Genomic DNA, 12,845 nt, shown 5'->3' on the forward strand with positions numbered 1-12,845 from the left:
GGGGCCGCGCGTCGCTCACGCGCCCTCACCCTCCCGCATGGGAACCCGTACACCCTTGTCGTCCGCCACGGACTCCGCGATGTCGTATCCCGCGTCGACGTGCCGGATGACACCCATGCCGGGGTCGTTGGTGAGGACGCGGCGGATCTTCTCGCCGGCGAGCTTCGTGCCGTCGGCGACCGAGACCTGGCCGGCGTGGATGGAGCGGCCCATGCCGACGCCGCCGCCGTGGTGCAGGGAGACCCAGCTGGCGCCGGAGGCGACGTTGACCATGGCGTTGAGCAGCGGCCAGTCGGCGATCGCGTCGGAGCCGTCGAGCATGGCCTCCGTCTCGCGGTACGGGGAGGCCACCGAGCCGCAGTCCAGGTGGTCGCGGCCGATGGCGAGCGGGGCCTGGAGCTCGCCGGACGCCACCATGTCGTTGAAGCGCTCGCCCGCCTTGTCGCGCTCGCCGTAGCCGAGCCAGCAGATGCGGGCGGGCAGGCCCTGGAAGTGGACGCGCTCGCCGGCCATCTTGATCCAGCGGTGCAGCGACTCGTTCTCCGGGAAGAGTTCGAGGAGCGCCTTGTCCGTCTTGTGGATGTCGGACGCCTCGCCGGAGAGCGCCGCCCAGCGGAAGGGGCCCTTGCCCTCGCAGAAGAGCGGGCGGATGTACGCGGGCACGAAGCCGGGGAAGTCGAACGCCCGTCCGTAACCGGCGAGTTGGGCCTCACCGCGGATCGAGTTGCCGTAGTCGAAGACCTCGGCGCCCGCGTCCATGAAGCCGACCATGGCCTCGACGTGCCGGGCCATGGACTCCCGGGCGCGGGTGGTGAAGCCCGCCGGGTCCTTCGCCGCGTACGTCTGCATGTCGTCGAAGTCGACGCCGACGGGAAGGTAGGAGAGCGGGTCGTGGGCGGAGGTCTGGTCCGTCACGATGTCGATCGGGGCGCCCTCGGCGAGCATCTGCGGGAGCAGGTCGGCGGCGTTGCCGAGCAGGCCGATGGAGAGCGGGCGGCGGGCGTCCCTGGCCTCGACGGCGAGCTGGAGCGCGTGGGCCAGGTTGTCGGCCTTCACGTCCAGGTACTTGTGCTCGATGCGGCGCTCGATGGCGCGCGGGTCGACGTCGATGCAGAGGGCGACGCCGTCGTTCATGGTGACGGCGAGCGGCTGGGCGCCGCCCATGCCACCGAGGCCCGCGGTGAGGGTGATGGTCCCGGCGAGCGTGCCGCCGAACTTCTTCGCGGCGACGGCGGCGAACGTCTCGTACGTGCCCTGGAGGATGCCCTGCGTGCCGATGTAGATCCACGACCCGGCCGTCATCTGGCCGTACATGGTGAGGCCGAGCTGCTCCAGGCGGCGGAACTCCTCCCAGTTCGCCCAGTCGCCGACCAGGTTGGAGTTGGCGATCAGGACGCGGGGGGCCCACTCGTGGGTCTGCATGACGCCGACGGGGCGGCCGGACTGGACGAGCATCGTCTCGTCCTGCTTGAGGGTGCGCAGGGTGCGGACCATGGCGTCGAAGGAGCGCCAGTCGCGGGCCGCCTTGCCGGTGCCGCCGTAGACGACGAGCTTGTCGGGGTGCTCGGCGACCTCGGGGTCGAGGTTGTTCTGCAGCATCCGCAGGGCGGCTTCCTGCTGCCATCCCAGGGCGCTCAGTTCGGTGCCGCGCGGCGCTCGTACGGGGCGGGGTCCTGACATGGCGGTGCCTCCTCTGAACTGTGACCTTGTTATTCACATCCTGGGGTCCTGAATAGAGCTAGTCAATAGCGAACGAATGCGCGAGTACGGCGGCGGGGGCGGGCGGCGGGTGATTGGCTGGCTCAATGGGCACCACCGAAGACCCCCGCGCGCCGGGCGCGACAGAACCCCGAACGTCTCCCGAGGCGGAACCCCGTACACCTCGCGCGGCAGAACCCCGTACACCGGACGCCGTGGAGCCACCGACCGAGGTGCTCGCCCGGGCGGCCGACCGGAGCGCCGCCGCCCGCGCCGACGCCGCCGCCCGCCGCGACCAGGCCGTCCGTGCCGCCGTCGAACAGGGCGTCGTCAGCCCCGCCGCTCCCGTCGTGGGCCTGCTCGACGTCGTCGGGATCCGGGCGAGTGCCGCCGCCCTGCACGCCGCCTTCGAGGCCGTGACCCCGCCGGGCACGCCCGTCCTGCACGCCTTCGCGGTGAAGGCGGCCCCGCTCGTCCCGGTCCTTCGGCTGCTGCGGTCGGCCGGCATCGGCGCGGAGGTGGCGAGCCCCGGGGAGCTGGCCCTGGCGCGGGCCGCCGGGGTGCCGCCCACCCGGACCGTCCTGGACTCGCCCGCCAAGACCCCCGCCGAACTGCGCGAGGCGCTGGCGCTCGGCATCGCCGTGAACGCGGACAACCCGCAGGAGCTCGACCGCATCGACGCGATGGCCCGCTCGGCGGTGACCGGCTCACCCCTCGGCATCCGCGTGAACCCGCAGATCGGCGGCGGGGCGATCGGCGCGCTCTCGACGGCGACGCCCACGTCCAAGTTCGGGGTGCCGCTGCGGGACGAGGACGCCAGGGAGTGGGTGGTCCGGGCCTTCCTGGACCGCCCGTGGCTGACCCGTCTGCACGCGCACTCCGGGTCGCAGGGGATGCCCCTGGAGATGATGGTGCGGGGCGTCGCGGCGACGTACGAACTGGCCGAGGAGATCAACGAACGCGCCGGGCGGCGGCAGATCGACACCATCGACATCGGCGGCGGCCTGCCGGTCAACTTCGGCTCGGAGGAGGAGACCCCGACGCACGCGCAGTACGCGCGGCGCCTCAAGGCGCGGGTGCCGGGGCTGCTCGACGGGCGGTACGGCCTGGTCACGGAGTTCGGCCGCTCGCTGCTCGCCAAGCACGGCACGATCCTCGCGCGCGTGGAGTACGCGAAGCGCGCGGGCGGCAGGCCGATCGCCGTGACGCACGCGGGCGTTCAGGTGGCGACCCGGACCGTGTACATGCCGGCGTCGTGGCCGCTGCGGATCGGGGCGTACGACGGGAAGGGGCGCCCCAAGGGTGGGGCGGCCGTCGGCCAGGACATCGCGGGGCCCGCGTGCTTCGCGGGCGACCTGCTCGCCGAGAACAGGCCGCTGCCGCTGCTGGAGGCGGGGGACCATGTGACGGCGCTGGACACGGGGGCGTATTACTTCGCGCACCACTACTCGTACAACAGCCTTGGCAGGCCCGGGGTTTACGGCTTCGCGGAGCGCGGGGAGGGTGTGCGGTTCGCCGTGGTACGGGAGCCGCAGACGCTGGAGGAGATCGTGAGGGAGGCGGGCGGCGGCCCAGAACGGGACGGCTTGCGCCAGCTGTAACCCTGCCCCCAGGCCGACGTCCACCGCGGGCCGGTGGGGGCCGGTCGCGCAGTTCCCCGCGCCCCTGAACGGCACCTGCGGCCGGGCATCCGCTCGGCGCGGGGTCACGAAGGCCGCTTCAAACCGCGGGCCCGTGGGGGCTTGTCGCGCAGTTCCCCGCGCCCCTGGACGGCACCTGCGGCCCGTCCCACGCTTGGTGCGGGGTCGCGAGGACCACTCAGGGGCGCGGGGAACTGCGCGATCAGCCCCGCACCACCCGCACCCATCCACGCACGCCCGCACCCCACCCACCCCCGAATTCCTCTGAGGTTGCTCAAATCACGCATGGGCGCGAACGCGCCGGGCAGACCCACCCACCAGGACGTGTTCCCGGCCCCAGGGAAGGCTGGCCCCACGTGACCGAACCCCGCACCGCCCCATCGCCCGCCGAACACACACTGCACCGCGCCATCGGCCCCAAGCTGCTGATCCTCTTCGTGATCGGCGACATCCTCGGCACCGGCATCTACGCCACCACCGGCAAGGTGGCCGGCAAGGTCGGCGGCGCGCTGTGGCTGCCGTTCGCCATCGGCTTCGTCGTCGCCGTCCTGACGGCCGCCTCGTACGTCGAACTCGTCGGCAAGTACCCGAAGGCCGCCGGCGCCGCGCTCTACACGCAGAAGGCGTTCAAGACGCCGTTCCTCACCTTCATCATCGCCTTCATGGTGATGTGCTCCGGCCTCTCCTCCGCGAGCGCCGCGGCCCGCGCCTTCAGCGGGGACTACCTCGGCGAGCTCACCGGCGACGCGCTGCCGCCGACCCTCGTCGCCATCACCTTCATCCTGCTGCTCGCCGCCCTGAACATGCGCGGCGTGTCGGAGTCGGTGAAGGCGAACGTCGTCCTCACCCTCGTGGAGCTGACCGGCCTGGTCATCATCCTCGCGATCGGCGCGTACGCGGTCCTGACGGGCGACGGCGAACCGTCCCGCCTCACCGAGTTCGAGACCGGCGACGGCACCGGATTCGCCCTGATGACCGGCGTCCTCGGGGCGACCGCCCTCGGCTTCTTCGCCTTCGTCGGCTTCGAGGACTCCGTGAACATGGCCGAGGAGACCAAGGACCCCGTCCGCACCTTCCCGCGCGCCATCTTCATCGGCGTGGCGGTGACCGGCACGATCTACGTCCTGGTGGCGCTGGTCTCGTCCCTCCTGGTCGACAGCAAGACCCTGGAGGGGTCCAGCGGCCCGCTGCTCGAAGTCGTCAAGGCGGGCGGCGTCGACTTCCCGCACAAACTCTTCGCGCTGATCGCCCTGTTCGCGGTCACCAACTCCGCGCTGATCAACATCATGATGGCCTCGCGGCTCTGCTACGGCATGGCCAACGAACGCATCCTGCCGCGCGCCATGGGCCGCGTCCTGCCCCGCCGCCGCACGCCGATCGTCGGCATCGTCTTCGTCTCGTTGCTCGCGATCGGCCTGGTGTCGACCGGCGAGATCGAGGGCCTCGGCGACACGACGGCGTTCCTGCTGCTGTGCGTGTTCGCGGTGGTCAACGTGGCCGTCCTGGTGCTGCGCCGCGACCCCGTCGAGCACCGGCACTTCCGCGCGCCGACCGTCGTACCCGTACTCGGCGCGATCACCGCCCTGATCCTCGCGAGCCCACTCGCCGACCGCCCCGCCGAGGTCTACGTCCGGGCCGGCGTCCTGATCGCGATCGGCATCGGTCTGTGGGTGGTCAACCAGGTGGTGCTCCGGGCCAGGGGCGAGGAGTAGCGGCAAGGGCCTCCCGCTGGAGGGCAATCGCCTAGGGCAGGTCTCCGCCGCCGCAGAGCCACCGTCTCCGTACGGCGGGGTCACTCCACGAACAGCCCCCGCGCCGCCGCCCCCGCGTCGAACTCCTCCAACCGGGCCTGGGCGTCCGGCAGGTCGTCGCACATCGCCTCCAGCAGGACGCGGCCCAGGAGCATCGGCGCGCACGCCGTGTCGAAGGCGAGGCCGGTGCCGACCGCGGCCGGCAGGAGGAGGTCGGAGTGGGCGGCGACCGGGGCGAACGCGGAGTCGGCGACGGTGACCACCGTCAGTCCCGCGGCCTGCGCGTGGGCGAGCGCGTCCACGACCTCGCGGGGGTGGCGCGGCAGCGCGAAGCAGAGCAGGGTCGTGGCACCCGCCCGCACCGCCGCGTCGACGCGGTCGGCCAGCATCGTGCCGCCCTCGTCGAGCAGGCGCACGTCGGGGTGGACCTTCGCGGCGAAGTACGAGAAGCCGTACGCCTGGGACGCGGCGGCCCGCAGGCCGAGGACGAGCAGGGGGCGGGACGCGGCGAGGAGCCGGCCCGCGCGCTCGACCGGCGCGGGGTCGGCGAGGACCTCCGCCAGATGCCGGAGGTTCTCGATCTCCGCCTCGACCGCCTGCTGGTACTCGTTGGCGGCGGCCGCCCCCGAGCTCTCCGCGGGGGCCACGTCCCGCAGGTGCCTGCGCAGCGCCGGGTAGCCGTCGAAGCCGAGGGCGACGGCGAAGCGGGTGACCGACGGCTGGCTCACCCCGGCGAGTTCGGCCAGCTCCACGCTGGAGAGGAAGGGCGCGTCGGCGGCCCTGCGCACCATGCAGTGCGCGATGCGCCGCTGCGTGGGCGTGAGCCGGTGGCCCTCGAAGAGCACCTGCAGTCGCGCGGCAGGGCTGTCAGTCATGCCGTCCCCCTCAGAAGGTCCGTACCCGCACTCGTTCCGGCGCCGGGCTGCGACCACAGTCCGGTGAACCGGTCGAGCAGCCCGGTCGCCGCCGTCACATCATCCGTCAACGGCCGGTCGGCGAGCTCCGCGTCCAGGACCGCGTCGGCGAGTTCGAAGGCGCGGGCGAGCGGAGTCTCCGGGTCCAGGCGCAGGCCGCGTTCGCGCAACGCCCGGGTGGCCGCGACCAGTTCACAGCCGACCACCAGGCGGTACGCCGCGCAGGCGCGCAGGGTCTGACGGGCGGCGAGGGAGGCGAAGCTGGCCTGTTCCTCGACGCCGCGGGAGAGCACCGCGTGGCCGAGGGAGGCGGGCGCGGAGAGGGCGCGCAGGTCGCCGAGTGCGGCGCCGGCGGCGTACTCGAGGATCATCACGCCCGACGAGGCCGGTTCGCCGTCGGCGAGGAAGGGGCGCAGGCGGGTGAAGGCCGGTTCGTTCAGGGTGGACAGGCGGGAGGTGGAGAGCCGGGCGACCTGGGTGGTGGCGAGCCTGAAGTGGTCGAGCGCCAGGGTGAGTTGGGCGAGGTAGAAGCCGCCGTGGTGGTAGGCGGCCAGGTCCTCGGGGCAGATCAGCGGGTTCTCGGCGGCCGCGTTGATCTCGACGGTGAGGACGTCCTCCAGGGCGGTGGCCGCGTCGTGCGCGGGGCCGTGGATCTGCGGCAGGCAGCGGAACCCGTAGGGGTCCTGGATGCGGCCGAGCGGCGGCGTTGGGCGGTCGGGGGCGCCGAGCAGGTGGCGCATGCGGGCGGCGACCGCGTGCGAGCCGGGGTGGCGGCGCGCCTCGTGGACGGGCAGCGCGTACGCCTCGTACGACCCGTCGACCGCCATCAGGGACAGCGCGGCGACCACCTGGGTGGCGCCGATCAGGCCGCGCAGTTCGTGCAGGGCGAGCGCGGACTGGCCGAGGGTGAGGGCGTTGCTGCTGATCAGGGCGAGGGCGTCGTTGTTGTCGAGGGGCTGGGGCGCGGGCGGCTTCCCGGGGCCCTGCCAGGGGTGTTCGCCGGCGAGGGCGAGGCCCATCTGGGCGAGGGCGGCGATGTCGCCGGTGCCGACCGAGCCGAACTCGTTGACCGTGGGGTAGGCGCCGGCCTCCAGGGCCTCGCAGAGGGCGGTGACGACGCTGGGGCGCAGGCCGGCGCCGCCGGCGAGCAGCTGGTTGGCGCGGACGGCGAGCATCGCGCGGACCTCGCGGGCGGGCAGTTCCTCGCCGATGGCCCCGGCGTGCGAGCGCAGCAGCCGCAGACCGTGGTCGGCGGCCGCCTCGGTGGGCACGTCCTCATTCCGGTTCGCGCCGACGCCGGTGGAGCGGCCGTAGACGCGGCCCCAGGCGGCGATCTCACGGGCGGCGTTCCAGGAGTTCTCGGCGCGCTGCATCCCGTCGGTGGCGGGCACCGGCCTGGCATCGGATTCGGCCAGGCGTACGACGTCTGCGACCATCATTCCCCGGCCGTCGAGGATGACGACCGCTCCCCTGTCGTCGGTCGCCGTGTCCGCGATACGAGACGACTTCACTCGCATTCCCTCCTCTATCGGACGTTCTGTCTTGCCCATCGGCCATTTGTGACCAGGGATTTCTGCCGGAAGCGCCGAGAACTATTGACAACCTATTCAGCCAGCAAGAACTCTGCATGACGATATACAGCCGGGCAAGGGACTCCACATGATCCAGTTCGACACGGTCCACAAACGCTTCCCGAACGGCACCACAGCGGTCCACGACCTCACCCTCGAGATGCCGGAAGGCGGCGTGACCGTCCTCGTCGGATCTTCCGGTTGCGGCAAGACGACGACGCTCCGCATGATCAACCGGATGGTCGACCCGACCTCCGGCACCATCCGCGTCGGCGGCCGCGACGTCCTGGAGCAGGACGCGGCGGAGCTGCGCCGCTCCATCGGCTACGTCATCCAGCAGGCCGGGCTCTTCCCGCACCGCACGGTCCTCGACAACGTCGCCACGGTGCCGCTGCTGCTCGGCTGGGGCCGGCGCAAGGCCCGCGCCCGCGCGGCCGAGCTCCTGGAGACGGTGGGGCTCGCCCCTGACGCGGGCAAGCGGTACCCGCACCAGCTCTCCGGCGGACAGCAGCAGCGGGTCGGCGTGGCCCGCGCGCTCGCCGCGGATCCGCCGGTGCTGCTCATGGACGAGCCGTTCGGCGCGGTCGACCCGGTGGTCCGCACCCAGCTCCAGGACGAACTGCTGCGGCTCCAGCGGGAGTTGAACAAGACCATCGTCTTCGTCACGCACGACATCGACGAGGCGGTGCGGCTCGGGGACCGGATAGCCGTCTTCCGCACGGGCGGACACCTCGTGCAGTGCGCCGAGCCGACGGAGCTGCTCGCCCGCCCGGCGGACGACTTCGTCGCGGACTTCCTGGGCGCGGAGCGGGGCCTGAAGCTGTTGTCCCTGACGACGGTGGGGGACGTCCCCCAGGGGCCGGCCCCCGAGGGCGGGGCGTGGACGCTCCGTCTCGACGCGGCGGGGGCGCCGGTGGCCTGGCGGCACGTGGACGGTGACGCGGCCGACGTCCCCGTACGGGCGCTGCGCGACGCGGACTCGCTCCTCGCCGCGCTGGACGAGTCCCTCGCGTCGCCCGCGGGGCTGGTGGCCCGCGTGGACGTGACGGGGCGCCTGACGGGGGTGTCGTCGCGGGGCGACCTCCACGAGCACGCTGGCGCTGTGCATGAACGGGGGCGTCGGCATTCGGGTGCGGGTTCGGTGGGGGCGGGGCATTCGGGTGCGGGCCCGGTGGGGGCTGGTCGCGCAGTTCCCCGCGCCCCTGAGTCGTCCACCGGGCCCGGCACCGAGGAGTCCCGCCCAGAGGTGCGGGCCGAGGAGGACCCCCTGGGGGCGCGGGGAACTGCGCGACCAGCCGAGAGCGACCCGCACGCGGACGGCGAGGCAAACCCCCCAGGGGCGCGGGGAACTGCGCGGCCGGCCAAGAACGGCCCGCACCCGCCGGACAATCCCCCGCGGCAGACGGACCCGCGCCCGAAGGGTGACGCCGCCCGCACGGACGACGGCACCCACAGCACCGCCCACGTCAAGGACGCACCGTGACCGTCGACTGGTCGTGGATCGGCGACCATACCGATGACCTCACCACCCTCACCCTCTCCCACCTCCAGGCCGCCCTCTCGGCCGTCGCCCTGGGGCTGCTGATATCCCTTCCGCTGGCCGTCCTCGCCCACCGCGTCCGCCCCCTGCGCGGACTCCTCCTCGGGCTCTCCAACGTCCTGTTCACCATCCCGTCCATCGCCGTCTTCGTGCTGCTCCTGCCGGTCAGCGGACTCACCCGTACCACCACCGTCACCGGCCTGACGATCTACACGCTCGTCGTGCTGCTGCGGAACACCGTCGAGGGCCTCGACTCCGTGCCCGCGAGGACCAAGGAAGCCGCCAAGGCCATGGGCACCCGGCCGCTGCGCACCCTGCTCACCGTCGAACTCCCGCTCGCCCTGCCGGTGATCATGGCGGGCGTACGGATCGCGACGGTCATGTCGATCTCACTGGTCTCCGTGGCGACGTACATCGGCGACGGCGGACTCGGCCAGCTCTTCACCGACGGCTTCCAGCGCAACTTCCCCACCCCGGTGATCGTCGGCGTCGTCCTCACGCTGCTCCTCGCGCTCGTCGCGGACGCCCTGCTCGTCACCCTCCAGTACGTCCTGACGCCCTGGACCCGCCGCCGCAGGAGTGCCTGACATGTACGAACTCTTCAAGGACCTCGGCGCCTGGCTGGTCAGCGACGAGCAGTGGACGGGCCCGGACGGCATCGCGCACCGCCTTGCCGAGCACCTGCAGTACTCGCTGCTCGCCACCCTCGTCGCCGCCGCCATCGCGCTGCCGCTCGGCCTGCTCATCGGGCACACGGGGCGTGGCGCCTTCGTCGCCATCAACCTGTCCTCGTTCGGGCGCGCGCTGCCCACCGTCGGCCTCGTCGTACTGGTCTTCCTGGCGAGCGGGCTGTCCATGTGGCCCGTCTACATCGCGCTCGTCGCGCTCGCGGTGCCGGCCATCGTCACCAACACGTACGCGGGCATGACCGCCGTCGACCCCGAGGTGAAGGACGCGGCACGCGGCCAGGGCATGCGCGCCCACCAGGTGCTGTTCCAGGTCGAGTTGCCGCTCGCGCTGCCGCTGATCATGACCGGGCTGCGGCTCGCGCTGATCCAGGTCGTCGCGACGGCCACCATCGCCGCGTACGTCTCCTTCGGCGGGCTCGGCCGGTACGTCTTCGACGGCCTGGCCCAGCGCGACCTGGTCCAGGTGCTCGGCGGGGCCGTGCTCGTCGCGCTCGTCGCCGTCGTACTCGACCTCGCGCTCGCCGCCCTGCAGCGCACCCTCTTCCGCCACCGCCCCGCCCGACAGGCCTAGGAGCACACCAGATGGCCCCCATATCCCGCAGGAACCTCATCGGCGGACTCCTCGCCACCGCCTCCGTCCCCGCGCTCGCCGCCTGCAGCGGCGGCATCACCTCGCTGAACGGCGACGGGTCCGGCGGCGGCGGAGGCGGCTCCAGCAAGGGCGGCGTCACCATCGGCACCGCCAACTTCACCGAGAACCAGGTCCTCGGGTACCTGTACGCCGCCGCCCTGGAGGCGGCCGGCGTGAAGACGAGCGTGCGCCCCAACCTCGGCACCCGCGAGATCCTCATCCCCGCCCTCAAGGGCGGCGACATCGACCTGCTGCCCGAGTACCAGGGCGCGCTCCTGCACTACCTGGACCCCAAGGCGAAGGCCACCGAGGAGGGCGAGATGCAGAACGCCCTCGCGATGCGCCTCCCGCGCGGGCTGCAGATCCTCCCGTACGGGAAGGCCGAGGACTCCGACGCGTTCGTCGTGACCCGCGAGACCGCGAAGGAGTACGGCCTGAAGTCCCTCGCCGATCTGGCGAAGCACAACGGCAAGCTCGTCATCGGCGCCGCCGCCGAGGTGAAGAAGCGCACCGTCGGCGCGGTCGGCCTTAAGGACGTGTACGGCGTCGAGTTCAAGGAGTTCAAGTCGCTCGACTCGTCGGGGCCGCTGGTGAAGGGCGCGCTGCGCAAGGGCGACGTCGACGTGGCGAACCTCTTCACCACCGACACCGACATCGCCGCCGAACACTGGGTCGTCCTCACCGACCCCAAGCACCTCGTCCCCGGCCAGCACGTCGTCCCGCTCGTCGCCGACCGCAAGGCCGACTCGACCGTGCGCAAGGCGCTCGCCCGGCTCGGCGCGCTCCTGACGACCGAGCAGCTCACCGAGCTCAACCGCCTGGTGGACAAGGACAAGAAGGACCCCGAGGACGTCGCGCAGGACTGGGCGGAGCGGCACGGCCTCACGAAGTAACGGCACGGCCTCACGAAGTGACGGCACGGCCTCACGAAGTAGCAGCAGGTAAGTCCCGTACGGAACGAGGGAGTTGACCGGCATGGCGGTAGAGGACCTGGTGGAGCGGCGCTCCATCGACGTCGTCCCCGACGACGAACGGCACGGCACGGCGTTCAGCCAGTTCACGCTCTGGCTCGGCGCCAATCTGCAGATCACCGCGGTCGTCACGGGCGCGCTCGCCGTCGTCTTCGGCGGCGACGTGGTGTGGTCCCTCGTGGGCCTGGTCCTCGGCAACCTGCTGGGCGGCGCGGTGATGGCCCTGCACTCGGCGCAGGGCCCGAAGCTCGGCCTGCCGCAGATGATCCAGTCACGGGCCCAGTTCGGCGTGAAGGGCGCGGTCGTCCCGCTGCTCCTGGTCATCCTCATGTACGTCGGGTTCTTCGCGAGCGGCAGTGTGCTCGCCGGACAGGCCACCGCGGAGCTCACGCACACGAACGACACCACCGGCATCGTGCTCTTCGCCGCGGTCACCGCGGTGATGGCGGCGGTCGGCTACCGCGTCATCCACACCCTCGGCCGGGTGGCGAGCGTGATCTGCGCGCTCGCCTTCGTCTACCTCGGCATCCGGCTCCTGGACCGCGTGGACCTGTCGGCACTGCTGTCCGACGCCCACTTCGACCTGCCGATGTTCCTGCTCGCCGTCTCCCTCTCGGCCTCCTGGCAGCTGGCCTTCGGCCCGTACGTCGCCGACTACTCGCGCTATCTGCCGCGCACCACCTCGGCGAAGGCCACCTTCTGGTGGACCCTGTCGGGCTCGGCGCTCGGCTCGCAGTGGTCGATGACGTTCGGGGTGCTCGTGGCGGCGAGCGCGGGGGACGCCTTCCTCGCCGACCAGGTCGGCTATGTGGTGGGCCTCGGCGGCACCGGCCTGATCGCCTCCTTCCTGTACTTCGTGATCGCGCTCGGCAAGCTGACCATCAACGTGCTCAACACCTACGGCGGCTTCATGTCGATGGTGACGAGCATCAGCGGCTTCCGCGGGCAGCGCGTCCTCGGGCAGCGCGGGCGGGCCGCGTACATCGCGGTGATCATGGTGGCGGGCACGGCGGTCGCGCTGCTCGGCAAGGACAGCTTCCTGACGTCGTTCAAGGACTTCCTGCTGTTCCTGCTGACCTTCTTCACGCCCTGGTCGGCGATCAACCTGGTCGACTACTACCTGATCTCGCGCGAGCGGTACGACATCCCCGCCCTCTTCGACCCGCGCGGCCGCTACGGCGCGTGGCGCTGGGACGCCCTCGTCGTCTACACCGTCGGGGTCCTCGCCCAGCTCCCCTTCCTCGCCACGCACTTCTACACGGGGCCGCTGGTCGAGCCGCTGGACGGCGCCGACGTCTCGTGGATCGTGGGGCTCGTGGTGCCCGCGGTGCTGTACTGGGCGCTCGCCCGCCGGAACCGGCCCGTTCCTGGGGGTGGTGCCCGGACGGAAAGGGGGGTTAGCCCCACCGCGACCGAGGCGCCCGCGCCGTAACGTAACCG

Annotated in this window: 9 protein-coding genes and 1 pseudogene; 7 read left to right on the plus strand and 3 right to left on the minus strand. The window is 72.1% G+C overall.

Features of this window, described 5'->3' with window-relative positions:
* Positions 1–15: 15 nt before the first annotated feature.
* Entirely contained in the window at positions 16–1,680 is a 1,665-nt protein-coding gene (hutU, locus tag ACZ6CV_RS16850) for a urocanate hydratase (RefSeq protein WP_469251546.1), read from the minus strand.
* A gap of 251 nt (positions 1,681–1,931) precedes the next feature.
* On the opposite strand from hutU, the gene ACZ6CV_RS16855 reads away from it, so the two are divergent.
* Positions 1,932–3,299, plus strand: a complete 1,368-nt coding sequence (locus ACZ6CV_RS16855) for a type III PLP-dependent enzyme domain-containing protein (RefSeq protein WP_469252004.1) — start codon at positions 1,932–1,934, stop codon at positions 3,297–3,299.
* A gap of 395 nt (positions 3,300–3,694) precedes the next feature.
* Positions 3,695–5,050 carry an APC family permease gene (locus ACZ6CV_RS16860; RefSeq protein WP_469251547.1) on the plus strand — a complete coding sequence of 452 codons (1,356 nt, stop codon included), beginning with the start codon at positions 3,695–3,697 and terminating at the stop codon, positions 5,048–5,050.
* 80 nt (positions 5,051–5,130) lie between these two features.
* Here ACZ6CV_RS16860 and ACZ6CV_RS16865 read toward each other — a convergent pair whose 3' ends face one another.
* Both ACZ6CV_RS16865 and ACZ6CV_RS16870 read right to left on the minus strand, forming a co-directional pair.
* Entirely contained in the window at positions 5,131–5,964 is an 834-nt protein-coding gene (locus tag ACZ6CV_RS16865) for a MurR/RpiR family transcriptional regulator (protein WP_355807305.1), read from the minus strand.
* Positions 5,961–7,520: an aromatic amino acid ammonia-lyase gene (locus ACZ6CV_RS16870; protein WP_362376949.1), complete on the minus strand. Its 1,560-nt coding sequence runs from the start codon at positions 7,518–7,520 to the stop codon at positions 5,961–5,963. The genes ACZ6CV_RS16865 and ACZ6CV_RS16870 overlap by 4 nt, the downstream gene beginning before the upstream one ends.
* A 142-nt stretch (positions 7,521–7,662) precedes the next feature.
* Between ACZ6CV_RS16870 and ACZ6CV_RS16875 the strand changes: the two are divergent.
* From ACZ6CV_RS16875 to ACZ6CV_RS16895, 5 genes and pseudogenes are all read left to right on the plus strand, one after another.
* Positions 7,663–8,694: pseudogene (locus ACZ6CV_RS16875) on the plus strand (ABC transporter ATP-binding protein); the annotation flags it as partial.
* Between the two features lie 359 nt (positions 8,695–9,053).
* Positions 9,054–9,701, plus strand: coding sequence for an ABC transporter permease (locus ACZ6CV_RS16880; protein ID WP_469251548.1), 648 nt, complete (start codon positions 9,054–9,056; stop codon positions 9,699–9,701).
* 1 nt (position 9,702) lies between these two features.
* The gene (locus tag ACZ6CV_RS16885) at positions 9,703–10,374 is read left to right on the plus strand and encodes an ABC transporter permease (protein ID WP_362376944.1); all 672 of its coding nucleotides are present in this window, start codon (positions 9,703–9,705) and stop codon (positions 10,372–10,374) included.
* Between the two features lie 20 nt (positions 10,375–10,394).
* On the plus strand, positions 10,395–11,327 hold the full coding sequence (locus ACZ6CV_RS16890; protein WP_469252005.1) for an ABC transporter substrate-binding protein: 933 nt from the start codon (positions 10,395–10,397) through the stop codon (positions 11,325–11,327).
* 82 nt (positions 11,328–11,409) lie between these two features.
* Positions 11,410–12,837 carry a purine-cytosine permease family protein gene (locus ACZ6CV_RS16895; RefSeq protein ID WP_469251549.1) on the plus strand — a complete coding sequence of 476 codons (1,428 nt, stop codon included), beginning with the start codon at positions 11,410–11,412 and terminating at the stop codon, positions 12,835–12,837.
* Positions 12,838–12,845: the final 8 nt, after the last annotated feature.

The organism is Streptomyces sp. NPDC041713 (genome assembly GCF_055591085.1).

Bases quoted from the DNA above. Each gene is read 5' to 3' on its own strand.
- hutU (WP_469251546.1), bottom strand. From the start codon at position 1,680: ATGTCAGGACCCCGCCCCGTACGAGCGCCGCGCGGCACCGAACTGAGC.
- ACZ6CV_RS16865 (WP_355807305.1), bottom strand. From the start codon at position 5,964: ATGACTGACAGCCCTGCCGCGCGACTGCAGGTGCTCTTCGAGGGCCAC.
- ACZ6CV_RS16870 (WP_362376949.1), bottom strand. From the start codon at position 7,520: ATGCGAGTGAAGTCGTCTCGTATCGCGGACACGGCGACCGACGACAGG.
- ACZ6CV_RS16885 (WP_362376944.1), top strand. From the start codon at position 9,703: ATGTACGAACTCTTCAAGGACCTCGGCGCCTGGCTGGTCAGCGACGAG.
- ACZ6CV_RS16895 (WP_469251549.1), top strand. From the start codon at position 11,410: ATGGCGGTAGAGGACCTGGTGGAGCGGCGCTCCATCGACGTCGTCCCC.